The 25,818-nt window shown below is 72.9% G+C and carries 23 protein-coding genes; 13 read left to right on the top strand and 10 right to left on the bottom strand.

The window, feature by feature from the left end; translation table 11 throughout:
* Positions 1-9 precede the first annotated feature (9 nt).
* Positions 10-1,338, bottom strand: coding sequence for an ABC transporter substrate-binding protein (locus D7044_RS05700; RefSeq protein WP_120684053.1), 1,329 nt, complete (start codon positions 1,336-1,338; stop codon positions 10-12).
* Positions 1,339-1,609: 271 nt separating this feature from the next.
* On the opposite strand from D7044_RS05700, the gene D7044_RS05695 reads away from it, so the two are divergent.
* The 3 genes from D7044_RS05695 (at position 1,610) to D7044_RS05685 (ending at position 5,490) form a co-directional block, all read left to right on the top strand.
* Positions 1,610-3,613 (top strand): beta-galactosidase, encoded by a 2,004-nt coding sequence (locus tag D7044_RS05695; protein WP_120688186.1) that lies wholly within the window; start codon positions 1,610-1,612, stop codon positions 3,611-3,613.
* 27 nt (positions 3,614-3,640) lie between these two features.
* Positions 3,641-4,417 (top strand): DeoR/GlpR family DNA-binding transcription regulator, encoded by a 777-nt coding sequence (locus tag D7044_RS05690; protein WP_120684057.1) that lies wholly within the window; start codon positions 3,641-3,643, stop codon positions 4,415-4,417.
* Between the two features lie 107 nt (positions 4,418-4,524).
* Positions 4,525-5,490 (top strand): sporulation protein, encoded by a 966-nt coding sequence (locus D7044_RS05685; protein ID WP_120688185.1) that lies wholly within the window; start codon positions 4,525-4,527, stop codon positions 5,488-5,490.
* Between the two features lie 77 nt (positions 5,491-5,567).
* On the opposite strand, the gene D7044_RS05680 is transcribed toward D7044_RS05685, so the two are convergent.
* Entirely contained in the window at positions 5,568-5,948 is a 381-nt protein-coding gene (locus tag D7044_RS05680; RefSeq protein ID WP_120684061.1) for a hypothetical protein, read from the bottom strand.
* A gap of 190 nt (positions 5,949-6,138) precedes the next feature.
* Entirely contained in the window at positions 6,139-8,181 is a 2,043-nt protein-coding gene (locus D7044_RS05670) for a glycerophosphodiester phosphodiesterase family protein (protein WP_120688184.1), read from the bottom strand.
* Between the two features lie 277 nt (positions 8,182-8,458).
* On the opposite strand from D7044_RS05670, the gene D7044_RS05665 reads away from it, so the two are divergent.
* Genes D7044_RS05665 through D7044_RS05645 form a run of 5 tightly spaced genes read left to right on the top strand, consistent with a single transcriptional unit; the run spans position 8,459 to position 12,632 of the window.
* The gene (locus D7044_RS05665; RefSeq protein WP_120684065.1) at positions 8,459-8,878 is read left to right on the top strand and encodes a hypothetical protein; all 420 of its coding nucleotides are present in this window, start codon (positions 8,459-8,461) and stop codon (positions 8,876-8,878) included.
* A 56-nt stretch (positions 8,879-8,934) separates the two neighbouring features.
* Entirely contained in the window at positions 8,935-9,918 is a 984-nt protein-coding gene (locus D7044_RS05660) for a phosphatase PAP2 family protein (RefSeq protein WP_120688183.1), read from the top strand.
* 8 nt (positions 9,919-9,926) lie between these two features.
* Complete coding sequence (locus D7044_RS05655) at positions 9,927-10,619, top strand: response regulator transcription factor (RefSeq protein ID WP_120684069.1); 693 nt, start codon at positions 9,927-9,929, stop codon at positions 10,617-10,619.
* A 37-nt stretch (positions 10,620-10,656) separates the two neighbouring features.
* On the top strand, positions 10,657-12,135 hold the full coding sequence (locus D7044_RS05650; RefSeq protein ID WP_120688182.1) for a sensor histidine kinase: 1,479 nt from the start codon (positions 10,657-10,659) through the stop codon (positions 12,133-12,135).
* A complete protein-coding gene (locus tag D7044_RS05645) occupies positions 12,132-12,632 on the top strand; it encodes a hypothetical protein (RefSeq protein WP_199716490.1) in 501 nt (166 codons plus the stop codon). The genes D7044_RS05650 and D7044_RS05645 overlap by 4 nt, the downstream gene beginning before the upstream one ends.
* A gap of 6 nt (positions 12,633-12,638) precedes the next feature.
* Here the strand turns inward: D7044_RS05645 and D7044_RS05640 are convergent, their stop codons facing one another.
* The 4 genes from D7044_RS05640 to D7044_RS05625 form a co-directional block, all read right to left on the bottom strand.
* Positions 12,639-13,754: a D-alanine--D-alanine ligase family protein gene (locus D7044_RS05640; RefSeq protein ID WP_233564877.1), complete on the bottom strand. Its 1,116-nt coding sequence runs from the start codon at positions 13,752-13,754 to the stop codon at positions 12,639-12,641.
* A gap of 91 nt (positions 13,755-13,845) precedes the next feature.
* Positions 13,846-16,176: a HelD family protein gene (locus tag D7044_RS05635; protein WP_120688181.1), complete on the bottom strand. Its 2,331-nt coding sequence runs from the start codon at positions 16,174-16,176 to the stop codon at positions 13,846-13,848.
* 221 nt (positions 16,177-16,397) lie between these two features.
* A complete protein-coding gene (locus D7044_RS05630) occupies positions 16,398-17,498 on the bottom strand; it encodes a LolA family protein (protein WP_120688180.1) in 1,101 nt (366 codons plus the stop codon).
* Between the two features lie 195 nt (positions 17,499-17,693).
* Complete coding sequence (locus tag D7044_RS05625) at positions 17,694-18,719, bottom strand: ArsR/SmtB family transcription factor (RefSeq protein WP_199716489.1); 1,026 nt, start codon at positions 18,717-18,719, stop codon at positions 17,694-17,696.
* Between the two features lie 102 nt (positions 18,720-18,821).
* Here D7044_RS05625 and D7044_RS05620 point away from each other — a divergent pair, with 102 nt between their 5' ends.
* From D7044_RS05620 to D7044_RS05610, 3 genes are read left to right on the top strand one after another with little or no spacing between them, the layout of a single operon-like run.
* Entirely contained in the window at positions 18,822-19,403 is a 582-nt protein-coding gene (locus tag D7044_RS05620; RefSeq protein WP_120688179.1) for a dihydrofolate reductase family protein, read from the top strand.
* 57 nt (positions 19,404-19,460) lie between these two features.
* Entirely contained in the window at positions 19,461-20,117 is a 657-nt protein-coding gene (locus D7044_RS05615; protein ID WP_120684081.1) for a response regulator transcription factor, read from the top strand.
* A gap of 50 nt (positions 20,118-20,167) precedes the next feature.
* Positions 20,168-21,592 (top strand): HAMP domain-containing sensor histidine kinase, encoded by a 1,425-nt coding sequence (locus D7044_RS05610; protein WP_120688244.1) that lies wholly within the window; start codon positions 20,168-20,170, stop codon positions 21,590-21,592.
* Between the two features lie 145 nt (positions 21,593-21,737).
* On the opposite strand, the gene D7044_RS05605 is transcribed toward D7044_RS05610, so the two are convergent.
* Both D7044_RS05605 and D7044_RS05600 read right to left on the bottom strand, forming a co-directional pair.
* The gene (locus tag D7044_RS05605; protein WP_120688178.1) at positions 21,738-23,513 is read right to left on the bottom strand and encodes a tetratricopeptide repeat protein; all 1,776 of its coding nucleotides are present in this window, start codon (positions 23,511-23,513) and stop codon (positions 21,738-21,740) included.
* Positions 23,514-23,576: 63 nt separating this feature from the next.
* Complete coding sequence (locus tag D7044_RS05600; protein ID WP_120688243.1) at positions 23,577-24,032, bottom strand: MarR family winged helix-turn-helix transcriptional regulator; 456 nt, start codon at positions 24,030-24,032, stop codon at positions 23,577-23,579.
* Between the two features lie 50 nt (positions 24,033-24,082).
* Between D7044_RS05600 and D7044_RS05595 the strand changes: the two genes are divergently transcribed.
* Positions 24,083-24,604, top strand: coding sequence for a VOC family protein (locus D7044_RS05595; protein ID WP_120684085.1), 522 nt, complete (start codon positions 24,083-24,085; stop codon positions 24,602-24,604).
* Between the two features lie 25 nt (positions 24,605-24,629).
* Complete coding sequence (locus D7044_RS05590) at positions 24,630-25,526, top strand: hypothetical protein (RefSeq protein WP_120688177.1); 897 nt, start codon at positions 24,630-24,632, stop codon at positions 25,524-25,526.
* Between the two features lie 97 nt (positions 25,527-25,623).
* Here the strand turns inward: D7044_RS05590 and D7044_RS05585 are convergent, their stop codons facing one another.
* The gene (locus D7044_RS05585; RefSeq protein ID WP_076471474.1) at positions 25,624-25,803 is read right to left on the bottom strand and encodes a DUF4236 domain-containing protein; all 180 of its coding nucleotides are present in this window, start codon (positions 25,801-25,803) and stop codon (positions 25,624-25,626) included.
* Positions 25,804-25,818 lie beyond the last annotated feature (15 nt).

Genomic DNA, 25,818 nt, shown 5'->3' with positions numbered 1-25,818 from the left:
CTCTCGCCGTCAGCTCGTGAAGATCGACTTCTTCTGGTTCTCGATGCTGTTCGTCAGCCCGTCGATGTCCTTCGGGTCCTTGATGAACTGCTGGAGCGCGGGAATGATCACCGTCGAGGCGAAGTCGGGGCGGGTGTCCCGGTCGAGGAACTGGGCGATCTCGGTGGCCGAGCCGACCAGCTCGGCCGCCTTCTTCTGCAGCGCGCTGTAGCCGCTGGTGTCCGCGGCGGTGTTGGCGACCAGGGTGCCGGGGTCCGTCTTCACGGCGATGTTCGCCGCGTCCACGCCGCCGATGTACTCCAGCAGCTTCTTGGCGTTCGCCTCGGACTTCGGCTTGCGCGCCATCATGTAGCCGTCGATCGGGGCGTCCAACGCCTTGGCGCCGATCGCCGGGTCGATCTCCGGGAAGGTGAAGAAGTCGATGTCGTCCTGCTCGTCGGCGTTGAACTGCTGGGCGACGAAGAGGCCGAGCAGGTACATGCCGCTCTTCTTCTGCTGCAGCGACTGGGCGGCCTCCTGCCAGGTGCGGCCCAGAGCGTCCGGCTGGTGCAGCGGCAGCAGCCCGGCCCAGGTGTCGAAGACCTTCTTCACCTTGTCGGAGGTCCAGGACTCCTTGCCGGCCATCAGGTCGATGTGGAACTGGTAGCCGTTGATCCGCAGGTTCAGGATGTCGAAGGTGCCCATCGCCGGCCAGCCGTCCTTGTCGGCGAAGGCGATCGGTACGAGGCCGTCCCGCTTCATCTGGTTCGAGAGCGTGGTCAGCTCGTCGAGGCTCTTCGGCACCTGGTAGCCGTGCTGCTGCCAGACCGACTTGCGGTAGAAGACCGCCCACGGGTAGTAGGAGAACGGCACGAAGTACTGGTTGCCGTCGTCGCCGGTGGAGGCCTTCTTGAAGGCGTCGGAGAAGCCGGAGAGCTTGCCCCAGACGTCGGAGACGTCGCCGGCCAGGCCGCGCTCGGCGAAGAAGCGCATGCGGTAACCGGCGAACCAGGTGAAGGTGTCGTCCGGCTTGCCCTGCAGGTAGTTGTTGATGTTCTCCTGGAACGTGTTGTGGTCGACGGTGTTGATCGCGACCTCGACGCCCGAGGCGGTCTTGAAGGCGCCCGAGAGCTTGGCGAGCACGTCCTTCGGCGTCGGGTCGGACGCGTTGGAGCCCATCGACACCGTCTTGGCGTCGGACCCGCCGGAGTCGGAGCCGCCGCAGCCGGCGAGCAGCCCCGTGCCGAGCAGGGAGCCCGCGCCGGCCGCCCCGGCCAGCAGCGTGCGGCGGTTGACGCCGGCGACGGAGGACGGTACGAGTCTGGCCAGGTATTCGGCCTGGGTACGGGGACGGGACATGGTTCCTCCTGCGGATGAAGAGGTGCGCTGCGCCCTTGGGTCGGGGGTGGGGTGGGTGCTCGTGATCGCACACTGGATCCACCGCGAATCCACATTGGTGAACACGAACTGCCAGTGGCGCCTCAAGCTACCCGCCCCGCCGCCGCTGTCAAGAGGGCAGCAAGGGATCGATAACTCAGTCGTGACGGGGCTGTTATCAGGTAAACGTTGGAAATGTTTCTATGTTGGAATCTGTTGACTTGACCGATCGATAAGGGCACGCTCTGCTGCCATGCGGCGATGGCAGGGCGACCGGATCTTCTTCGGCGGCGACTACAACCCCGAGCAGTGGCCGGAGGAGACCTGGGCCGAGGACGTCCAACTGATGCGCCGGGCCGGGGTCAACCTGGTCTCGGTCGGGATCTTCTCCTGGGCCCTGCTCGAACCGACCCCCGGGCGGTACGAGTTCGGCTGGCTCGACCGCGTCCTCGACCTGCTGCACGACGGCGGTGTCGACGTCGACCTGGCCACCGCCACCGCGAGCCCACCCCCGTGGCTGGCCCACGCGCACCCGGAGACGCTGCCCCGCCGGGCCGACGGCGCCATTCTCTGGCCGGGTGGGCGGCAGGCGTACTGCCCCAGCTCCCCGATCTTCCGCGAGCGCTCACTCGCGCTGGTGGAGGCCGTCGCCACCCGGTACGCGGAGCACCCCGCCGTGGTCATGTGGCACGTCTCGAACGAGCTCGGCTGCCACAACGTGCACTGCTACTGCGACGTCAGCGCCGAGGCGTTCCGGAGCTGGCTGCGGGAGCGCTACGGCGACCTGGACGGGCTCAACGCCGCCTGGGGCACCGCCTTCTGGAGCCAGCGGTACGGCGACTGGGCCGAGATCAACCCGCCGCGCAGCGCGCCGACCTTCGCCAACCCCACCCAGCAGCTGGACTTCCTGCGCTTCTCCTCCGACGAGCAGCGCGCCCAACTGCGCGCCGAGCGGGAAGTGCTCGGCCGGCTGGTCCAGCGGCCCGTCACCACGAACTTCATGATCGGCACGGGCGTCAAGTACCTCGACTACCACTCGTGGGCCGCCGACGTGGATCTCGTCGCCAACGACCACTACCTGACCGCCGCCGACCCGCGGGCGCACGTCGGGCTGGCGCTCGCCGCCGACCACACCCGCGGTGTCGCCGGGGGAGACCCCTGGCTGCTCATGGAGCACTCCACCAGCGCGGTGAACTGGCAGCCGCGCAACATCGCCAAGACCCCCGGCCAGCTGCGCCGCAACAGCCTGGCGCACGTGGCCCGGGGCGCCGACGGGCTGCTCTTCTTCCAGTGGCGGGCCTCCCGGGCGGGCGCGGAGAAGTTCCACTCCGCGTTGGTGCCGCACGCCGGACCGGAGACCAAGGTGTTCCGCGAGGTCTGCCGGCTCGGCGCCGACCTCGGGACGCTCGCCGAGATCCGGGGCAGCCGGGTCGACGCCGAGGTGGCGATCCTCTTCGACTACGAGGCGTGGTGGGGCGTCGAGCTCGATTCGCACCCCAGCGTCGACGTCACGTACGCCGACCGGATGACCGCCCTCTACGACTCGCTCTGGCGGGCCGGGATCACGGCCGACGTCGTACCCCCCTCGGCCGACCTGGACCGCTACCGGCTGGTCCTGGTGCCCACGCTCTACCTGACCCGGGACGCCGACACCGCCGTGCTGCGCCGGTTCGTCGAGTCCGGCGGCACCGCCCTGGTCACCTACTTCAGCGGCATCGTCGACGAGAACGACCACATCCGGCTGGGCGGCTACCCGGGGGCGTTCCGCGAGCTGCTCGGCGTGCGGACCGAGGAGTTCTTCCCGCTGCCCGAGGGGGAGCGGGTCCGGCTCGACGACGGCAGCACCGCCGACGTGTGGACGGAGTGGCTGCACCCGGAGGGCGCCGAGGTGCTCGCCTCGTACGCCGACGGGCCGCTGCCCGGTGTGGCCGCGGTGACCCGGCACCCGGTCGGCGCGGGCGCCGCCTGGTACGTCGGCACCCGGCTCGACCAGCCGGCCACCGACCGGCTGGTCGCCCGACTGGTGGCCGAGTCAGGCGTCCGGCCGGCCGTCGCGGCGCCGGCCGGTGTCGAGGTGGTCCGCCGCCGCGACGGCGAGCGCAGCTGGCTCTTCGTCCTCAACCACACTGACGACGCGGCGCGGCTCTCCGTCACCGGCGTGGACCTGCTGACCGGGCTACGGTGCGACGGTGCGCTGGTGGTGCCGGCCGGCGAGGTCGCGGTGGTCCGGGAGGACAGCGCCGCCACGACGGACTGAACCACGGCTGGCCGAAGGAGGTTGACCATGCTCGCCCAGCAACGGCAGAGCGCCATCCTCGATCTGATCCGGCAGTCCGGCGGCGTGCGGGTGAGCCAGCTGGTGAGCCGGTTCGGCGTGTCGGACATGACCATCCGGCGGGACCTGGAGGTGCTGGCCGAACGCGGCCTGGTGGACAAGGTGCACGGCGGCGCGACGCTGGCCGGCCCGGGCTCGGCCGACGAGCCGGGGTTCGCCGCGAAGTCGATCCGCCAGCAGGCGGAGAAGCGGGCCATCGCCCGACGGGCGGCCACCCTCGTCGAGCCGGGCATGGCCGTCGCCCTCTCCGCCGGTACGACCACCGCCGCGCTGGCCCGGCTGCTCGCCGAGGTACGCGGCCTCACCGTGGTGACCAACTCGATCCCGGTGGCCGACGCGCTCTACCAGGAGCCCCGCCCCGACCAGACGGTGGTGCTGACCGGCGGGATCCGTACGCCGTCCGACGCGCTCACCGGTCCGGTGGCCGAGTCGGCGATCGCCTCGCTCAACGTCGACCTGCTCTTCCTCGGTGTGCACGGGATGAGCCCGCGGACCGGCTTCACCACGCCGAACCTCCTCGAGGCGGGGGTGAACCGGTGCCTCGTCGGCTCGGCCCGCCGGCTGGTGGTGCTCGCCGACCACACCAAGTGGGAGACGATCGGGATTGCCACCATCGCCCCGCTGGAGGCGGCGGACATCCTGGTGACCGACTCCGGCCTGCCCGCCGACGCCCGCGCCGCCATCGGCGAGCAGGTCGGGGAGCTGGTCGTGGTCGACGCGGATTAGACGCGCCGACCTCGCTTCACAGGGACCTCACAGGGCTTCTGGATAGGGTGCGATCGAGCTACGTCCGGCTCCACGGTGGAGCCCTCGACGGTCGCACGGGAGTTCCGATGGTCTTCAAGAAGATGATGAGCGCGTTCGGTGTGGGCGGCCCCAGCGTCGACACGGTGCTGACCAACCCGAACACCCGCCCCGGTCTGAGCCTGGACGGGCAGGTCAACCTGGTCGGCGGGGAGACGCAGGCGAACATCGAGCAGGTGGTGCTCAGCCTCGTCACCCGGGTCGAGATCGAGGGGCACGACACCGAGTACGCGGGCACCGTCGAGTTCCACCGCATGGTGGTCAGCGGCCCGCTGGAGTTGGCGCCGAAGCAGCAGCTCGCGATCCCGTTCCAGCTGCCGGTGCCGTGGGAGACGCCGATCACCGACGTCTACGGCCAGCGGCTGCGCGGCATGACGATGGGTCTGCGTACCGAGCTGGCGATCGCCCGCGCGGTGGACAAGAGCGACCTGGACCACGTCGCGGTGCACCCGCTGCCGGTGCACGAGCGGATCCTCGACGCGTTCCAGCGCCTCGGGTTCCAGTTCAAGAACGCCGACCTGGAGCGCGGCCAGATCTACGGCGTGCAGCAGACGCTGCCGTTCTACCAGGAGATCGAGTTCTTCGCCTCCCCGCAGTACGCGCAGACGGTCCGCGAGGTCGAGCTGACCTTCGTGACCAACCAGTACGGCGTCGACGTGGTGCTGGAGTGTGACAAGCGGGGCGGCTTCCTCAGCTCCGGGCAGGACAGCTACGGCCGCTACCAGGTCGCGCACGCCGACGCCGACCGGCTCGACTGGCAGCAGGTCGTCGACGGCTGGCTGCGTGAGACGACCTCGCGCTACGGCAGCATGCACGCCGGTGGCTTCGGGCCCGGCCCGGTCGGTCACCACGGGCACGGCCGCGGGCGCGGACCCGGCATGGGCGGGATGCTCGCCGCCGGTGCGCTCGGCGTCGCCGGCGGGATGATCGCGGGGGAGATGATCGAGGACGCGTTCGAGGGCGACCTCGGCGAGGACTTCGGCTTCGACGAGTAACCGCGCCCGCTCGACCGCGACGCGCGAAACGGCGGCCTCCGGGACCAGGTCCTGGAGGCCGCCGTCCGTAGGAGGCGTCAGCGCCTACCGGTGCGCCGCTCGCTCAGCGACCGCTTCGGCGACCCGGCCTTCGACAGGCCGCGGCTCACCAGGTAAGCGGCGGTCAGAACGGCGAGGATCCACCACGACTGGACGGGGTTGTTGAGGTTCAGCCCGTTGGTGTCCGAACCACCCCAGAACGCGGCGATCACCACACCCGCCATCACCACGGCGTAGATCCAGAACTCGGTGGTCAGGAACGCCTGCTTGGTCTCGGTGCCGGTCTGCGGCATCGGCTCCCGATGTCCGTCGCTGACCATCGGCATCGGACGGGTCGGCGTCTCCTGCATGGCCTGGCGGTTCTGGATGTCCGAAGCCGGCCGGTTCATCGGCCTCGTGGATGCAGCCTGCGTGCTCATCTTGTCCTCCTCAGGATGCGATGAGTCGTGCGCTCCCCCGCCCCGCTACCGCGTTTCGGCCACGGCACGGTTTCGGTCTCGTGGCGGGGACCCAACCGACTACCCGAGGCCCGGGGAGAGGTAACGCCGACGGCCGGAATCCGTGGGACCGGCGCCGGTGGTGCCCGGGTGGGCACCACCGGCGGGGTACTCAGCGCAGGCCGTTGCGGACCGCGACGCCGACCAGCAGCTGCGGGTCGTCGGTGATGATGCCGTCCACGCCGAGCTCGATGACGCGCTGCATCACCGAGGCGTCGTCGATGGTGTACGGGATCACCTTCAGCCCGTCGCGGTTCTGCAGGGTCCGCACGTCCGGTCCGTGGAAGTACGCCGGGTTCTCGCGCAGGTACCAGTCGGCCGAGGCCACGGTGCCCTGGGCCGGGTCGTGCACCTGCCAGTTGGCCGACACCGTGCCGGCGCCGACGGCCCGGGTCAGCTCGCCCAGGTCCTGGTACTTCCACCAGTCCAGCCCCGCGGTCCACGGGCTCTTGACCTTCGGGTTGCCGTACACCGCCTGCAGCGAGCACTCGTCGGCGAGGCTGGTGCACTCGGCGGGGCCGTACTGCCAGACCAGCGCGACCGTCTCGACGCGCTTGTTCAGCTGCCGGGCGTAGGTGATGGTCCGCCAGTCGAAGGACTGGATGGTGACGCGGTCGACGAACCGGGCCTGCTCGATCGCCGTCACCAGCTTGCGGGTGAAGCTGCGGTACGGCTCGGTGTCGTCCACCACCGGGCTGATCTTGGTCTCGATGTTCATCCGGACGTCGTCCCGGCCGCTCCGCTTCACCAGCGCGAAGACCTCGTCGAGGGTGGGGATGCGGGCGCCCGGGGCGGGCACCTGCTCCGGCAGCTCGGGCAGGATCTTCGTGCCGCAGTCGATCGTCTTGATCTGCGCGAGGGTCAGCTCGTGCACCAGCTTGCCGACGTACGGGAACTTCGGGTCGCCCGGGCGGGCCGGGGCGGTGTCGACGCAGTGCGAGCCGTTGATGGCGCGGTCGTGCAGCACGACGAGCTTGCCGTCGGAGGTGACGCCGGTGTCGAGCTCCAGCGTCGAGATCGCCTTGTTCGCCAGGGCGTTGGCGAAGGCCGGCAGGGTGTTCTCCGGTCGGGTGGCCCGGCCGCCCCGGTGCGCCTGGATGTCGAACGGCGAGGCGTACGCCTCCGGCAGCCGGTAGCCGCGCTGCGCGAGCAGGCCGCGCAGCCGGTCCGGGTAGTCGGTGATGAGGCCGTCCACGCCGTCGTCGATGAGCTTCGCCATGGTCGGCACGTCGTCCACCGTCCACGGGATCACCTTGATGCCGTAGCGGTGGGCCCGCGCCACCATCTCCTTCGTGACGTACGGCTTGTAGTCGGGGTCGGTGACCATGCCGTTCTGCGGGAAGCCGTGCACGGGCGAGAACGCCGTCGCGCCGAAGCTGCGGATCGCCTTGATCGGGTCGCCGCCGAAGGTGTCGATGTCGAGGCCGCCCAGCCACGGCGAGGCGCCCGGCTGACCGGTCTGGAGGAAGTCGTAGTTGGTGAGCGCCACCAGCGGCAGCCGCGGCTCGACCTGACGCATCCGCATCAGCGCGCCCCAGTCGAAGCTCTGGATCGTCACCTGCTTGAGCAGGCCGGCGCGGCGGATCTCGGCCGCGGTAACCTGCACGAACTGCTCCCGAGGCGCGGTCTCGGTCGGCGCGCCGGCCTCCACCTTGGTCTCCACGTTGAGCTTCACGTCGTCAGCGTCGTACCGCTTGACCAGGTCGAAGACCTCGCGTAGCAGCGGCATCCGGGCGCCCGGCACGGCGAGCTGGCCGGGCTTGTCGGCCAGCGTCTTCGAGCCGCAGTCCAGGGTGCGCACCTGGGCCAGGGTGAGCGTGTTGACGTACTTGCCGGCGTAGGGGAATTCCGGGTCGCCGGGCGTCACCGGGGCGGTGTCGACGCACTTCGCGCCGCTGATCTTCCGGTCGTGGGTCACCACGGCCTGCCCGTCCTCGGTGATCTGCACGTCCAGTTCGAGGGTGCTGACCCCGAGCTGGAGGGCGTTGCCGAACGAGGCGAGCGTGTTCTCCACCCGCAGCCCGAGGCCGCCCCGGTGAGCCTGCAGGTCGAACGTCCGGTCCGGACGCGGCTTCGCTGCGGCGGGCGCCGCGAGCCCGGTCGTCACGGTCGCCACCGCAAGGGCCGCGATCGCGATACGGCGTACTGTGCGCACGCTGTCACTCCTCCTCCAGCGGGTCCCTCCCGCCGGTCGCCGGTCAGCATGGGCAGCGGTGGCGGCGCGAAGGCGGACGGCGGGAAACGCACGGGTTAACCGGTAGGGACGGTGTATGTCCACGTCGTCGATGGCTGGGTGCTTCCGCGTGACGTCTGCCCGGTCGACGTCGACCGGGGCGGGTGTCCGGCGCGACTGCCGCCCGGTCCACCCATGGCGTTTGACGTGGCCGGCGAGGGGCACGCAGGGAGACCGACGTTTCTGCGAGGTGGTTGACGTGCGTGAGGACGACATGCGGCAGGAGGCCGCCAGGCGGGCCGAGGAGCGCATCGCCGGCGGGATCTACGGCAAGGGCGCCGTCGACGAGGTGACGGTGCCCCGCACCGACGTGCAGCGGGAGATCCAGGAGGTCGACCCGGACGACCCGGCGCACGCGCACTCCGATCCGAGGATGCTCCACGACGGCGGCCCGGTCGCCGGGCAGGGCGCGGTCACCACGACGGGCGGCACCGCCGGCCCGGCCAGTGCGCGGCGGGTGGCCCGGCAGCCGGAGCGGCACCGCGGCAAGGTGGCGCCGACCACGACGGGCGACGCGACCACGGGCGGCATGAGCACCCCGGAGGGCGGCTCCACCAGCGACCAGTCCACCGTCGCGAGCGGCCCCGCCAAGTCCGTAAGGGACCGGGGCGGGTTGTGACAGAACCATGACATGACGCGGACGGTCTCCGGACCCGGCGCGGCGACGCTGGTCGGATGCGACCGCCATCACCGTCCGTCTCCGCGACGCCGCTGCATCCTCCGGTGCGGCCGGTGCCCGTCCGGGGGTCCGTACCCGCCGGACGGGCGCCGGCCGCCCGGTTGTTCCGGGCCGGGCTCGGGTTCCTGCTCGTCTTCGCACTGACCGCCGTGGCCTTCGTGTGGACCGCGCCGGGGCAGTGGCTCGACGGCGGGTTGCTGCCCCGGGCGGAGCGGGGCGGCGGCTACGAGCAGCCGACCGGGCTGGTCGATCCGGCGAAGGACGTGCTGGCCTGGTTCGGTGACCCCCTGGTGCTGGGTCTCCTGCTCGGCGGGGTGCTGCTGGTGAGTGCGTTCACCGGTCGGATCCGGGCGGGGCTGGCCGGTACGGCGGTGTTCGGCGTCGCGGTGCTCGGGGCCGGGCTGGCCAAGCAGGTGATCGTCCGGCCGGACCTCGCGGTGGCGACCTCGACGACGCACAACAGCTTCCCCAGCGGGCACGTCGCCGCGGCGATGGCGCTGCTGCTCGCCGTGCTGCTCGTCCTCCCCGCCAGGGCCCGCTGGTGGGTCGCGCTGCCGGGGGCGGTGGGCGTCTCCATCGTCGCCGCGGCGACGATGGTGGCGGGCTGGCACCGGTTCAGCGACGTCGTCGGCGCCGTCCTGCTGGCGGCGGCGCTCTTCTGTCCGGTCGCCGCCGCGCTGGCCCGGCCCCGGATCCGGGCCGGTAGCGGTCTGGTCGGCCCGGTCGATGTCGCACTCGGGCTGGTCGGCCTGCTGGCGGCGCTGCCCCGGCTCTTCCGGGACGCCGGCGGGCTCTTCGTCGCGATCGCGGGTGCCGGCGGGCTCGTCCTCCTGGTCGTCGTCACCGTCCTGGTTGTGGTGGATCCGGTGGAATTCGGCGGATCCGGCGCGACCGCACCTGAGGCGGACGGCTGCGGACCGGATCGACGATCGGAGCCAGCGAGAATGATCAACAGAGCAACTTCGGCGGGAATGCCATAGTTGAGGCCATGTCCCGGGTGTTGCTGATCGAGGACCACCAGACCGTACGCGACGGCCTCCAGTTGGCGCTCTCCCGCCAGGGCCACACGGTGGACGCCGTGGCGACCGGCGAGCAGGGCCTGGCCCGCCTGCGTACGACCACCGCCGACGTCGTCGTCCTCGACCTCATGCTGCCCGGAATGGACGGGTTCGAGGTCTGTCGGCGGATCCGGTCCACCGGTGACCTGCCGATCATCATGCTCACCGCCCGCAGCGACGACATGGACGTGGTGGCGGGGCTCGAGGCCGGTGCCGACGACTACGTGGTCAAGCCCGTCCAGCCCCGGGTGCTCGAAGCGCGGATCCGGGCGGTGCTGCGCCGGACCGGTGGTGAACCCGGGCCGTCCGGCACGGAGCCGGCGGTCGAGCGGCACGGCGGGTTGACGATCGACCGGGCGGCGCTGGTCGTCACCAAGAACGGGGCACCCGTCGGCCTCGCCCCGACCGAACTCCGCCTCCTGCTCGAACTCTCCGGCACGCCCGGGCGCGTACTGAGCCGACAGCAGCTGCTCGAAGCCGTCTGGGAACACGCCTACCTCGGCGACTCGCGGCTCGTCGACGCCTGCGTGCAGCGGCTGCGCGCCAAGCTCGAGGACGACTCCGCGGCGCCGGTGTACGTGCAGACCGTGCGCGGCTTCGGCTACCGGTTCGGCCCGCTGTGATCCGCCCGGGTGCGGGAGCCGTCGCAGGGGCGGCCCGGTGAAGGGGCTGTGGCGACCGACGGGTCTGCGGCTGCGGCTCCTGCTCGCCTTCGCCTCGCTCGGCCTGACCACCACGGCGGTGGTCGCGGGCGTCAGCTACGTCCAGGCCCGCAACGTCATCCTCCAGCAGGCCCAGGACTCGGCCGTGATCAGGCTGAAGGAGCAGGTCGCCCAGGTCACCCCGATCCGGAGCCTGCCACCGACCCAGGCCGACCTCAGAAAGATCGCCGCGGACCTCTCCGACGGCGACGAGAGCGCGCTTGTCACATACCACGGCAGCAACGCCGGCGACGAGCAGCTCTCCGCCGCACTCACGCCGCAGCTGCAGGCGGCGGTGAGCAGCGGCCAGGTCGTCTGGCAGCGACGCGCGACGGACGGGCACCCCTACCTCCTGATCGGCACGCAGCTCATGCGGACCAGCGACGAGGGCGATCGGTACCCCTCCGGCCTGGAGATCTACCGCCTGCACAGCCTGGACGCCGAACAGGCCAGCGTCGACCGGCTCGCCAGCCTGGCCTGGCTCACCGGTGGGCTGTCGCTGGTGCTCGCCGTCCTGCTCGCGCTGATCGCCGCCCAGGGCGTGCTACGGCCGGTCCGGGAACTCGGCCGGGCCGCCCGCCGCCTCGGTGACGGCGACCTCAGCACCCGGCTCGCCGTGCGCGGCACGGACGAGCTGGCCGGCGTCGCGCGTACCTTCAACCACACCGCCGAGCGGCTGCAACGGCAGGTCGACGAGCTGCGCCGGTTGGAGGCGGACGCCCGGCGCTTCGTCGCCGACGTCTCGCACGAGCTGCGTACGCCCCTCACGGCGATGACCGCGGTGACCGACGTGCTCGACGAGGAGGCGCCCCGACTGCCCGGGGACGCCGGACGGGCCGCCCGACTGGTCAGTCAGGAGACGCACAACCTGACCCGGCTGGTGAACGACCTCATCGAGGTCACCCGGTTCGACTCCGGCACGGCGGCGCTCGCCCTGGACGAGGTCGACGTGGCCGAGGCGGTACGGGCCACGCTGCGTGCCCGGGGCTGGACCGATCAGGTGAGCACCGACCTGCCGCCGGGCACGCTGGCCCGACTCGATCCGCGCCGGCTGGACGTGATCGTGGCCAACCTGGTCGGCAACGCGCTGCGACACGGCGCCCCGCCGGTGTCGGTGTGGTTGCGCGCCGACCCGGACTGGATCGTCCTGACCGTCGGCGACCGCGGCCCGGGCCTCGACCCGCAGGTGCTGCCGCACGTCTTCGACCGGTTCTACAAGGCGGACAGTGCGCGGAGCCGGTCCGAGGGCAGCGGGCTCGGCCTCGCCATCGCCTGGGAGAACGCCCGCCTGCACCGGGCCGGCGCCGCTCGCGGCAGCCTGGCGGCCGGCAACGATCCGGCCGGGGGCGCGGTGTTCACGCTCCGACTGCCACGGAACCCGCTGGACCCGCAGCGGCCCGACGCCGCCCGCGCCGGGGTGACCGGGGGACGGCCGTGACGGGCGTCCGGCGGCGCGCGCTGCTGGTCGCCCTCTCGCTGCTGGCGCTCGTCGCGGGCTGCGGCGTACGCCCGAGCGACGTCATCACCGGCGGCCCGGCTCCGATGGGCCCGGCCCGGGGGACGGGCCTCTTCTTCGTGACGAAGCAGGGGCTCACGCTGGTGCTGCGCCCGGAGACGCCACCCGGCTCGGTCGACGCCGCCCTCGCCCTGCTGCTCGCCGGACCGGTTCCCGCCGAGCGGTCGCAGGGCTACCGGAGCGAGATCCCGGTCGAGGTCGGAATCCGGACGACGACGACCATCGCGCCGTCGGGTACGACGGTGTGGCTCAAGAGCGCCATCGGGGCGCTGCCGGAGACGGCGGTCGACCAGATCGTCTGCACGGCGCGGTACGCCGCCCCGGACGGCGCACCGGCGACGGTCACGCTCGCCGGCCTGGACGGCAGCCGCGGGCCGCTGACCTGCGCTCACCCCGCTGTCGTCGCGCTCGACCGCTGACCGGGCTCACGACGCGGGGACGGTGCCGCGGGCACCGGCGATCAGGATGTCGAGCAGGTCCGGGAAGGCGATGCCGGCCTGTGCCCAGATCCGCGGGAACTGCGAGGCGCTGGTGAAGCCGGGGAAGGTGTTGACCTCGTTGACCACCGGCTCCGCCGGATCGCCGACCCAGCCGTCCCCGTCCCCGTCCGCGCCGCCGCCGTTGCCGTTCGGGTCGTCCCCGTCCGCGCTGACGTCGCTGCCGTTCTGGTCGCCCCCGTCCGCGCCGTCGCCGGTCGTGGGGCCCTGGGCCGGTCCGGGTTCGGGGAGGAAGAGGTCCACCCGGAGCAGCCCACGGCAACCGAGCGCGTGGAAGGCCCGGATCGCGCGATCCTGCACCAGCCGGGTGGTGGCCGGGTCCAGCTCGGCGGGGATCTGGAAGACCGCCCCGCCGTCGTACTTGGCCGAGTAGTCGAAGAACGCGGACGTCGGCGGCACGGTGATCTCCAGGGGCGGGCCGGCCTCGATCCGCCCGTCCGGATGCTCGAGGACGGCGACGTCGACCTCGCGTCCGGGTACCGCCCGTTCGACGAGGACCTTCGGGTCGGCGCCGCGGGCCAGCAGGAGCGCGGTCGGCAGCTGCCACCACTCGTCGACGCGGGAGACCCCGATGCTGGACCCGGCCCGGGCGGGCTTGACGAAGACCGGCAGGCCCAGCCGGCGCTGGTCGGCCCGGGAGAGGAACTCGCCGGGGCCCAGCGTGACCCCGGCCGCCACCCGCAACCCCGCGGCGCTGAGCAGCTTCTTGGTCACCGCCTTGTCCATGCCGGCCGCGCCCGCGAAGACCCCGTTGCCGACGTACCGGACGCCCAGCCACTCCAACATCGACTGGACGCTGCCGTCCTCGCCGTAAGGGCCGTGCAGCGCCGGGAAGACCACGTCCTGGGCGGCGAGCACGGCCAGGGCGGCCGGCAGCGTGACGGGTTCGCCGTCGACCTGCCACTGGCCGTCCCGGCCGATGAGGACCTCGGTGACCTGGTACGCCTCCCGGTCGAGGTGGGCGAGGATGCTCGCCGCCGAGCGGCGGGAGACCTCGTGCTCGCTGCTGCGCCCGCCGTACAGCACCGCCAGCCGGATGCTCATGCCCTCGCTCCGTCTCTCTTCACGAGGGCGAAGCTGCCAGCGCCATGTCCGGGCCCGGTCCGCAGACTGTCACGACCGGGTAACAGCCGTCCTACGCCGCTACCGCGCCCTCACCCTCACCTCCGACATCCGCTGCGGGGCGCAGGACGCCGAGGCGTTGGGTGGCGCGGGTGAGGGCGACGTAGAGGTCGCTGCGCCCGCGCGGCGACTCCGCCACGATCCGGTCGGGGTCGACCACCAGCACCGAGTCGAACTCGAGCCCCTTGGCCTGCGCCACGGTGAGCACCACGACGCGGCTCTCCAGCTCCGGATGCTCGCCCAGGGCCGCCTCGGGCAGCGCCGTGGTGAGCGCCGCTCCCAGGCCGTCGACGAGGCCGGCCGGCACGATCACGCCGAGGCGACCCTCGTCCAGCGCGGCGGACTCCCGGGCCGCGGCGTCGACCAGCTCCGTGGCCAGCCGGTCCGCGTCCACCCTCCGGTCCCACGGGGGTACGCCGCTCTCCCGTACGGAGCGAGGTGGCCGGAGCGTCGGGTCGATCTCGGTCAGCAGGTCGGCGGCGACGGCCATGATCTCGGCGGGGGTGCGGTAGCTGACGGTCAGCTCGGTCAGCCGCCACCGGCCGGCCACGTACGGCTCCAGCGCCTCCCCCCAGGATCGGGTGCCGGCGAGCGCGCCGGTCTGCGCCACGTCGCCGACGATCGTCATCGACCGGCTCGGGCAGCGGCGCATCAGCAGGCGCCAGGCCATCGGGGAGAGCTCCTGCGCCTCGTCCACGATGACGTGTCCGAAGGCCCACTTCCGGTCGGCCGCCGCACGCTGCGCGGTGGTCAGCCGGTCCTCCTCCTCCTGCCGCTCCAGCAGCCGCTCGGCGTCGATGAGGTCGGTCACGCCGAGGATCTCGCCGCCGTCCGCCTCGTCCTCCACATCGATCGAGCGGGAGCCCCGGGCGATCTCCAGCACGCCCTCGGCGTACTCCCGCTGGAACGAGCGGATGCGTTCGCGCAGGGCGGCGGCCTCACGCTCGTCCTCGCCGAGCAGCTCGGCGGCCTCGTCGAGCAGCGGCACGTCGGCCGGAGCCCAGCCGCCCGGCTCCCGGTGCAGCAGGATCCGCTCGTCCGCGGTCAGCATCGGGGCGGCGGTGGCGATCCGGTCCAGGTCGGCGTACAGGTCGGCGAGGAGACGCTCCGGGCTGAGCACCGGCCACAGCTCGTCCAACGCGGCCTGGATCCCCGACTCCTCCCGCAGCTCGCGGCGGATCTCGGCGCGGTCCGCCTCGTCGAGCAGATTCTCGCCGCCCAGCGGGTCCGCGCCGATGCGCTCGGCCACCTGCTCGGCGAGGGCGTGCACGATCTCGAGGTCGAAGAGTCCCCGGGCCAGGTTGTGCGGACGGCCGGCGCGGCGGGCGCGTTCCCGCGCCGCCCGTACGGTCTCCGGATGCAGGGTGAGCGTCTCCCGCTCCACCTCGATCTCCATCGGCTCGTCGGGTACCCGCTGCCGGTCCCGCACCGCTGCGGCCAGCACCTCGACCATCACCGCGCGGCCCTTGAGGGCGGCGGCCGCAGCGGGCTCGGCCCGGCGGGCCTGCACGCCGGGGAAGAGATCTGCCTGGGTACGCAGCAGCACACCGGTCTCGGCCAGCGCCGGGAGCACGTGGGAGATGTAGCGCAGGAACGTGGCGTTCGGGCCGACCAGCAGCACACCCCGGGTGGAGAGTTCGCGTCGGTGCGTGTAGAGCAGGTACGCGGCCCGGTGCAGCGCGACCGCCGTCTTGCCGGTGCCCGGCCCACCCTGGACGACGAGGACGCCGGGCAGGTCGGCACGGATGATCTTGTCCTGCTCGACCTGGATGGTCTCGACGATGTCCCGCATCCGACCGCTGCGCCCGGCGTTCAGGGCCGCCAGCAGCGAGGCCTCGCCGGTCAGCTCCTCGTGCGCGTCGGGGGAGGCGCTGTCGATGTCCAGTACCTCGTCGTTGAGGCCGGTCACCTTCCGCTGCCGGGTACGCAGGTGTCGTCGGCGCAGCACGCCCTGCGGGTTGGCGGCGGTGGCGAGGTAGAACGGGCGGGCCGCCGGGGCGCGCCAGTCCATCAGCAACGGGTCGTAGTCGCCGCTGGTGTCGAAGATGCCGATCCGGCCGACGTAGCGGCGGGAACCGTCCTCGCCGTCCAGCCGGCCGAAACAGAGCCCGTTCTCGACGGCGGAGAGCTGCTCGACCTGTTCGGCGTACATGCGCACCGAACTGTCACGCTGGGAGCGGGCCTGGAGGGTGCCGCCGGTTGTCCGCAGCTCGTCGGTGAGCCGGTTGGCGGCCTGCTCACGAAGCTCGTCGAGGCGCTGGTAGAGAGCGGAGACGTACTCCTGCTCCCGGCCGATCTCGTCGTCGAGCGGCAATTCACCGGTACCGCCGGAGTGCCTTGACAAGCCGTCTCCCTAAGAATTAGAATGACTGCGGGAACGGCATTTTTCAGCCGTTCTTTTTTTGTGCCTGAATTCTGAAAGATAGCGTGCCGCGGCCGGCTCGCCAACTGAACGAGCCGGCGGCCACCGCCACCGGCCCAGCTTCACACGAAGGCGCCGCCGGCGGTGTGCCGGCGGCGCCGAACTATCTCGATTGTCACCCCACGGGGCGGGCGGGGCTCAGCTCAGCCGCGGGCCGCCTCGTAGAGCCGCTCCGGCGTCACCGCGCCCGCCAGCACCCGGCCGTCGTCGGTGAGCAGCACGGTGAACAGCTTCGAGGTGAAGAGCCGTCCGCTGCCCCACTCGCCGCTGACCTCGGGGAGCGAGCCCAGCACGCCGGCGAGCTCGGCGCCGCCCGGCTTCTCGGCCCCGGCCTTCGCGCCGGCCGCGTCCACGCGCGCCACGAGCACCGTGGTCCAGCCCGTCCCGACGGTGCGCACCTGCGGGTGCTCCGCCGTCGCCACCCGGCGGGCCGGCAGGTCCGCCCGGTCGGCCTTCTCCTCGCGCACCGTCACGCCCGGCGGCGGGTTGAAGCGGAACTGGTCGGCGTCCGGACGGCGGAAGTCGACCTGGGTGAAGGCGACCTCGAAGGCCGGCTGGTCGCTGCCGGTGGCGAAGAGCTCGAACCGCAGCGGTACGTGTTCCTGCGAGTCGATGGCGATGCGCACCTGGTGGACGAGCGAAGCCTCGTCACGCGGCTCCAGCACCAGCTCGTACGCGTCCCGGCCGGCGACCGTGGCGGCCCGCCCGACGCTGACCGCCGTGCTCGGCTCGATGGCCGCCAGGGCCTGGTCGGCGGCTTGCGCGGGGGTGGCCGGCAGCTCCGGCGCGCCGTCGCCGCTCGGCTTCCCGGCGGCGTCGCCACCCAGGGTGCGGTGCGTCGCCGTGTTGCTGCGGCTGTCCCAGCTCCACAGATCCCGGCCGTTGCGGATCAGGTCCCGCTCGCCGAGCGTGTCCAGCAGCGCGATCCGCTGCCGGTCCGGGCCCGAGTGCCAGACCCGCAGGGTGTGCGTGCCACTGGCCAGCGCGGCCAGCTCGTTGCTGCCGGCGGCGAGGCCCGCGACCGGCGGCAGGCCCAGGTCGGCCCGCTGCACGACCGTGCCGGAGAGCCCTTCCAGCTGGGCGGTCTGCAGATCCACCAGCAGCTGCGCGGCAGTGCGGGGCGGCAGGCTCGGCTCGGCCTCGGCGGCGAACGTGCCGACCGCGGCGCCACCACCGATCACGGTGATCGCGGCGGCCACCGGGACCAGCCAGCGCAGAACTGGGCGGCTCTTCACGACGGACATGTGACACCTCCTGGGTACATCCTGCCTGGTGCCCGCTGTGACGGCGCTGAGAGCGGCGGATCCGCACCTCCGCGCCGCGCCGGGTGTGCTGCGCGTCACGCGCGGCGGCTGCGGCGAAAGCCGCCGGGTCCGCTGCTCCCGTCGCTTCGGCTCAGCCTGTTCAGGCGCCCGTCGGCGCGGCTCGGCGGTGGATGCTCAGGGACCGGTCGGTCGACCGGCCCCGCTGAGCAACCGGTCGCCGAGGTCGGTCCGCGAGTAGAGGACCTGCCGCCCGGTCCGGCGGGAGGTGAGCAGCCCGGCGTCGCGCAGCGCCTGCAGGTGCACGCTGAGCGTCGGGGCGGAGAGCGCCATCTGGGTGGCGGCCTGGCTGGTCGACATCGGCAGGTCGAGCTGGGCCAGCAGGGCGGCGCGGGTCTGCCCGAGGACGCCGGCGAGCGCCGAGCCGGCCTGCTCGGCGCGCTTCTCCCAGAGGCGGCCGAGGCCGCGCGGGGAGTAGGAGACGCTGGGCGACTCGGGCTGCGCGGTGCGCACCAGGACGTCCGGCCAGGCGAAGGCGCACGGTACGAGGATCAGGCCGCGCCCGTCGCAGTCCGCGTGCCCGTCGTAGTACTTGGCGATCCGCAGCGTCTGGTCGGCGAACGTCACCGACGGGTGCAGGTTGCTCATCATCCGGTCGACGCCACCGTCGGCGAGGGCGTCGAGCCGGTAGGCGATGTCGTCGTTGAGCAGCGCGTCGATGCGCGGCCAGTCCGGGGCGATCGCGACCCGGTGGTACGCCTCGATCGCCTCGGTGACGGGGCCGAGGCCCGCGTCGCGCCGACGCACCAGCGCCTGGAGCAGGGCTTGCCGCGCCTCGCGGTCGGCGCCCTGCTGAGCGACCCGGTGGGTGGCCAGGTGCGCCAACTCCTGCGCCACGACCGCCGGATCGGCGTCGGCGAGCTGTGCGAGCGCGTCCGCGAAGGTCGACGACCGGCGGCCGGGCGGCAGCAGCAGGAAGTCGGGAATGTAGCCCTGCGGGCGTACCAGCGCGCACAGCAGGTCGAGGTCGCGTTCGCGCAGCCGGCCCGCCCGATCGGCGAAGCGGTCGATCCAGGGCCCGTGCAGGTGTCGTCCCCGACTACCGGCCGCCAGCGCACGTAGGCTGGCGACGGTCTCCGTGAGCGGTGACGCGGCGAAGCGTACGCGGGTCAGGTCGGCGGCCGTGAAGTGCAGCTGGATCACGCAGGTGCCTCCCCCGATTAGGGCTGAGCCTAATCGTGGCCGGGCGCGACGCACCACTACAGACTGAGCACAGCCAATCGGACAACGGATAGGACATCGAGGATGCGCACGCTGATCTACACCGCCTTCGTCTCGCTCGACGGCGTCGTCGACTCTCCCGGCGGCGGCAGCGAATCGGAGAACCACCGCAGCGGCGGCTGGACCTTCAAGGACATCGAGTTCCTCCCCGAGGCGTACGAGATCAAGGGCCGGGAGACCGAGGAGGCGACCGCGCTGATGTTCGGCCGGGCCAGCTACGAAATCTTCTCGCCGGTCTGGCCGGACATGGAGGACTTCGCCGCCCTCAAGGACCTGCCGAAGTACGTCGTCTCGACGACCCTCGGCGAGGACGCCCTCGTCGACAACTGGGGTGACATCACGATCCTGCGTTCGCTCGACGACGTCGCGAAGCTCAAGGAGACCGACGGCGGCCCGATCATCATCCACGGCAGCGCCTCCCTCGCCCGCAACCTCTCCGACGCCGGGCTGATCGACCGCTACCACCTGCTGGTCTACCCGCTGCTGCTCGGCGCCGGGAAGCGGATGTTCAGCGGCACCGACAAGCCCAAGCAGATGCTCAAGCTGCTCGAGTCGGAGACGTACGCCAACGGCGTCACGAAGTTCGTCTACGACGTCGTCCGCTGAGGCGGCCGCGGCTGCGGCCGCGGCCGGCCGGTCGCGGCCGAGTGGCACCCTTGACCCGTGCGGCTGCTGGTGGTGGAGGACGAGGCGCGGCTGGCCGCCTCGCTGCAGCGGGGTCTGCAGGCGGAGGGCTTCGCGGTTGACGTGACGTCGACCGGCCCGGCCGGGCTGGACGCGGCGCGGGGCGGCGGCTACGACGCCATGATCCTCGACGTGATGCTGCCGGGATTCTCCGGTTACGAGGTGGTTCGTCGGCTGCGCGCCGAGGAGCACTGGCTTCCGGTGCTGATGCTCTCGGCCAAGGACGGCGAGTACGACCAGGCCGACGGACTCGACTGCGGAGCCGACGACTACCTCACCAAGCCCTTCTCGTACGTGGTGCTGCTGGCCCGGCTGCGCGCGCTGCTGCGCCGGGGCGCGCCCGAACGCCCGACCGTCCTGGCGGTGGGCGATCTGCGGCTCGACCCGGCGCGGCGGCGGGTGACCCGCTCCGGCGCGGAGGTGGCGCTGACCGCCCGTGAGTTCGCGCTGCTCGACTACCTGATGCGCCGCCCCGGTGAGGTGGTCTCCAAGACGGAGTTGCTGGACCACGTCTGGGACGCCAGCGTGGAGACCGCACCCAACGCCGTCGAGGTCTACGTCGGCTACCTACGCCGCAAGATCGGTCGGGAGCGGCTGGAGACCGTCCGCGGCGCCGGCTACCGGCTCGCCACGTGAGTGCGCTGCCGCGTCCGTGGCCGTCCACGCTCGGGCTGCGCGGTCGGCTCATGGCGATCGGCGTCTTCGGCCTCTCGGTCGGGCTGGCCCTCGGCGGGGTGGTGCTGCTCGGCGTCCTCGGCTTCGTGTTGCAGCGCAGCGTCGACAACGAGGCGTTCCGTACCGCCGACGCGGTCGCCCTGCTCGCCGCCGAGGACGCGCTGCCCGATCCGCTGCCGGTGGCCGGCGGTCAACTCCGGGTCCAGGTGATCGACGGTCAGGGGCGGGTCCGCGCCGCGTCGATCGACGCCGACCGCCTGGTGCCGATGGTCGGCCCGGAGCGCCTCGAAGCGCACCAGCGGCAGCGCCTGTCGATGTCGGGGGAGCGGGCCGGGCTCGTCGGCCCGGTCCGGGTCGTGACGGTGCCCGCCGGCACGGCCGCCGACCCGCTCACCGTCCTGGTGGCGAAGTCGATGACGGACGTACGGCACAGCACCCAGGTGGTCGGCACCAGCCTGCTGATCAGCTTCCCGCTGCTGGTGGCGGCGCTCGCCGTGGTCGCCTGGCGGGTGGTCGGGGCGACCCTGCGGCCGGTGGAGTCGCTGCGCCGCGGGGCAGAGGAGATCACCGGACGAGCCGGGCCGGACCGGCTCCCGGTGCCCGCCTCGCACGACGAGGTGCACCGGCTCGCGGTCACCCTCAACGGCATGCTGGACCGGCTGGAGTCGGCCCGGCGGCGGCAGCGGGCCTTCCTCTCCGACGCGGCCCACGAGCTGCGCAGCCCGGTCACGAACATCCGCACCGAGCTGGAGGTGGCGCGCCGGCTCGGCGAGCGTACGGACTGGGCGGCGGTGACCGACAACCTGCTCGCCGACACCGAGCGGCTGGGTCGGCTGGTGAACGACCTGTTGCTGCTGGCCCGGCTCGACGAGTCCGGCGGCCCGGATGCGCCCGGCGGCGTGACCGGGGCGGACCGGAGCACCGGCGGCGCAGCCGGGGCGCGCCGGAGCACCGGCGGCGGCCCGGACGGGCCCGACGGTGTCGGCCCGGTCGAGTTGGGTGAGCTGCTCGCCACGGTCGCCGCCCGCTACCCGTCGCCGCCGGTCCGGGTGCTGCCACCGGACGAGCCGCTGTGGACCGTGGGGCACGCGGACGAGCTGCACCGGATCTTGACCAACCTGGTGGAGAACGCCGTTCGGCACGCGCGTGCCCGGGTGGTGCTGGCCGCCGCGCCGGAGGGCGCGTACCACCTGGTGACGGTGACCGACGACGGACCCGGCGTTCCCGTCGCGGACCGGGACCGGGTCTTCGACCGGTTCACCCGGCTGGACGACGCGCGGGCCCGCGACGCCGGCGGGGCGGGGCTGGGCCTGTCGATCGTCCGCGAGCTGGTGCGCCGAGCCGGCGGAACCGTAACCCTCGCCGACGCCAACGCCGACGACCCCGGGCTACGGGTGTCGCTGCGCCTCCCGCCCCTGCCCCCCGACACCCCCTGACCAACCTCCCGCCCCCCGCGCAGCACCCCTCCGCACTTTCACGGAAAGAGTGGCTATCCGCTCCGGAACAGCCACTCTTTCGGTGAAAGTGCGCGGATCTTGGGTGGGGGGGTGAGGGGGCGCGGGTGGGGGTGGGGGGTCGGGGTCAGCGGCGCTGGGTGCAGACCTCGTCGGCGGCGGCGACCGTGTCGGTGGACCAGACGACCGCCACCGTGAAGCAGTAGTCGTTGCTGGGGGAGAGCCCGTAGACGATGAAGCCGGTGGTGCCGGCGGGCAGGTCGGTGAGGGCGCTCTTGGGCTGGCCGGTCCGGCCGCCCGAGATGACCACCGGCCCCTCGCCGCCGGCCGGGTAGGTCCAGCGCAGCGCCACGTTGTCCCGGTTGTCGCGCAGGTTGACCCCGGTCGGGGGTGCGCCGACCGGAGCGACGGCGCTCACCGTCGGGCTCGGCGCGCCGCTCTGCGTCGTGGCCGTCGTCGTGGTGCCGGCCGGGGCGGAGGCGCTCTCGGAGGGTGGGTCGTCGCCGCCGCCGACCCGGGACACTCCGGCGATCACCGCCGCCGCACCGAGTAGCACCACGACCACTCCGGCCACCACGAGCGGGGCGAGTCGCCGTCCCGGGGGCGCGGGCGTCCGGTGCACCGGCACCGGCAGCAGCCGCGACGGCCGGTACGGCTCGACGTCGCGCCGGACCCGGTGCACACCGTCGGCCTCGTCCTGCCCACCGCCGAGCGCCATCACCGCCGGTGGCACGGCGCTCCCGGCGGGCGCGACGGCGTCATCGACCGGTGGCGCCTGACCGGCCGACGGCGCATAACCCGTCGGTGGCGTGTGGTCGGCCGGTGGCGCATCACCGGTCGGTGGCGCGTGACCGGCCGGTGGCGGGTAGCCGGTCGGTGGCGGATAGCCGCCGGTTCCCGCTCCGGCGAAGTGCGGTGTTCCGTCTCCGGCTGGAGTCGTCCACCCCGCCCGCTGCGGTCCGTCGTCGTGGAACGGCGGCGTCCCAGTGCCGCCCCCGGGCCCACCCCACGGCCCGGTGCCACGGTCCGGGGCCGGATCCTCGGAGTGGTCCGGCGGCCACCACTGCTGCTCGGGTGCGGTCGGGTCGTCCACCGGCTGGCGTGGCACGGGGACGGTCCGCCCCTCCGGCTCCGGCGGGGCGTACGCGGGGGCCTCCCCGTAGGACGGGGTACGGGCGGCGGGGACCACCGGCGCGTCGGGCACCTCCGGACAGCTGTGCTCGGGGTTGGCGGGGGCTCGGGCCAGTGTCGCGACCTGGGCGGCGAGCGGATCGTCGGCGGGGAGGTGCTGCCGGCAGAGCTCCCGGGCCAGGGCCAGGTTGTCGTGGGCCTCGGCGAACTGCCCGCAGTCGCGCTGCATCGCGCCGAGCCGCGCGAGCATCTTGATGCCGCTGGGGTGCCCGTCGCCGTACACCTCGCGGTGCAGCTCCCAGGCGTCCTGGAGGCGGTCCCGCGCGGTCCGGCACTGCCCGCGGGCGTACTCGACGGTGGCCAGGTCGGCGTGGGCGGCGAGCACCCGCAGGGACTCCGGCCCGTCCTGCGCGGTCAGCTCGATGATCACGTCCTGGTAGAGCCGGGCGGCTCGCGAGTGGCTGCCCACCCGGTGCAGCACCGCGGCCAGAGTCGCGGCGGCGGCCACCGTACGCGGGTCGGAGTGGCCGTGCAGCCGGGTGTGCGCGGCGTACGCGAACGCGGCCCAGCCTCGGGCGGAGTGCGGTTCGCCGAGGGCGACGAGCACCCGCGCCTGCAGGCTCGCCGCCTCGGCCAGTTCGATGGTGGCGTTCGCCGGGCGCGGGTCGGCGTCGCTCAGCGCGTCAGAGAGCAGCCGTTGGGCGCCGACCAGGTCGCCGGTGGACACCAGGTGGTGCGCCTGGTCAGTCAGGTCGCCGAAGCCGGAGGGCACGCCCCATCGTGCTCATCCGACAACGGTAAGTACAAGACCCGCGCCGGTGTGGATGCGTCTGGATTAGGTCAGGTGGGCGGCGATCGTCTCGCTGATCCGGCGCAGCTGGTCCACCTGGGCGGGGGAGAGGACGTCGAACAGGTGCCGGCGTACGCCCTCGACGTGGCCGGGCGCGGCGGCGGCGAGCGTCTCGAAGCCGGCCTCGGTGAGGTGTGCGTTCTGGCCGCGCCGGTCCGTGGGGCAGTCCTCGCGGCGTACCCAGCCAGCGGCCTCCAGGCGGGCGACGGCGTGCGAGAGGCGGCTGCGCGACGAGCCGGTCGTCTCGGCCAGGTCGCTCATCCGCATCTGGCGCTGCGGCGCCTCGGAGAGGCGGACGAGGATCTCGTAGTACGCGTGCGGCATGCCCGCGTCCCGTTGCAGCTCACGGTCGAGGGCGTCCATCACGCCACGGGAGGCGGTGAGGAAGGCGCGCCAGGTGTGTTGCTCGTCCGGGTTCAGCCACCGCGTCATGAGAACCATCATAACCCCGATAGTTGAACGCTCAACTAAATCGGGCTACCGTTGGGGCCATGGGAATCCACCGGCTCAACCACGCGGTCCTCTACGTCAGTGACCTCGCCCGCAGCGTCGCCTTCTACCGTGACGTGCTGGGCTTCCGTCCGGTCGAGATGACCCCGGACGGCTTCCGCGGCGCCACCTTCCTTCAGGCGCCCGACTCCACCAACGACCACGACCTCGGCCTCTTCGAGATCGGCGCCGCCGCCGGCCGCTCGACCGCCGGGCGGGGCACCGTCGGCCTCTACCACCTGGCCTGGGAGGTCGACACCCTCGACGAGCTGGCGGCCACCGCCGAGCGGCTCGCCGCGGCCGGTGCGCTGGTCGGCACCTCCGACCACGGCACCACCAAGAGCCTCTACGGGCAGGACCCGGACGGGCTGGAGTTCGAGGTGGTCTGGCTGATCCCGGCCGACCTGCTCGACGACGCCGCCCTGTCGGCGCGGAAGCGGATCGGCCGCCTCGACCTCGACCGCGAGCGGCAGCGCTACGGCGGCCAGACCCGGGGCGGGGTGGGCATCTCCGTGCCCGCCTGACCGGCGGGTGCGGTAGAACGTCAGGATGCCGAGTGATCCGACCACCACCGCCCTGCGAGAGCTGCTAGTCCGCCAGCTGGAGAGCTGGCTGCCGGCGGCCCGGCAGCGTTCCCGGCGGGCCACCGTGGCCCTGGCGTACGCGCGACGCGACGTCGACTCCGCCGAGGCGGCGCTGCGACTCGTCGCCGGGCAGGCGGACCGGCTGCGCGGGCTCCGGCTGACCGTGCTGGTGCTCGCCGATGCGGCGGCGGACCTGCCGGCCCGGCTCGGCCCGATCGAGGCCGGCCTGCCGGCCGACGTCGCCGTCCACGTCGTGCCGGGTGACCCGAGCCGGCTGCCGGTCGCGTTGAAGGCGGCCGGCGCCGCGGGCGCCCCACTCTTCTCCTTCCTGGACGCGGGCGACGCGGCAGGTCCTGACGCCGCCGTGTTGCGCGCGGCGGCCGGCGGCCGGCCCGCCGAGGTCCTGCTCCGCGCCGGCCGAGCCGCCCGCGTCGAGCTGGACGCGGTGGGCTTCCCGCTGGTGACCCAGGTAGAGCTGGCCGCCGCCGACGGCCCGACCGAGTCGGTCACCTTCGGCACCGGTTCGGACCGGAGCCTGGAGGCGTTCAAGGAGGCGCTCTGGACGGCCGCCGACGTCGCCGGCGTACGGCTGGGCGACCCGGGCGGGCGGCTGCACGACGTCGCCGGCGACCCGGACCTCGACCCGCTCGGCCGGGAGCTGCTCGCCGAGCTGGCCCGCACCGGCCCGCGTACGGTGACCGAGCTGCGTCGCCACGCCCTGCTCGCCACCGTCCACCGTTCGTCGGACGCGCAGCGGGTGCTCACCGACCTGCTCGCGGCGGGCGTGGTCACCCGCGATCCGGCGCAGGGGCGGCTCGGCGGCGACGTGACCATCAGCCCTTCGGCCGGAGCACCTGCCTGATCAGCACCGACAAGCCGGCCGGTTCCGGGGAAACCGATCCGACGAAAGGGGCGGGGTGCCGGCGTTCCCGCCGGCACCCCGCCCCGTCCTCACCGGATCAGCGCCGGGACTTGTCCTGCTTCCAGGAGAGCGGACCGGGAAGGTCGACCCGGTGCGCGCGGGCTCGCGAATTCCAGGACCACCGGCCGATCTTCACACTCCACGAGGAGAAGCCGTTCTCGGTGAAGTTGAGGATCAGCGGTCCGATCTTCTGCCGCTTACGGAACATCACACCCATCGCCGGGCTCCCTTC

This window comes from Micromonospora musae (genome assembly GCF_003626635.1).
In the GTDB taxonomy this organism is placed as follows: Bacteria; Actinomycetota; Actinomycetes; order Mycobacteriales; family Micromonosporaceae; genus Micromonospora; species Micromonospora musae.
The sequence above is the reverse complement of the archived record's forward strand: the minus strand, read 5'-3'. Positions and strand labels throughout refer to the sequence as shown.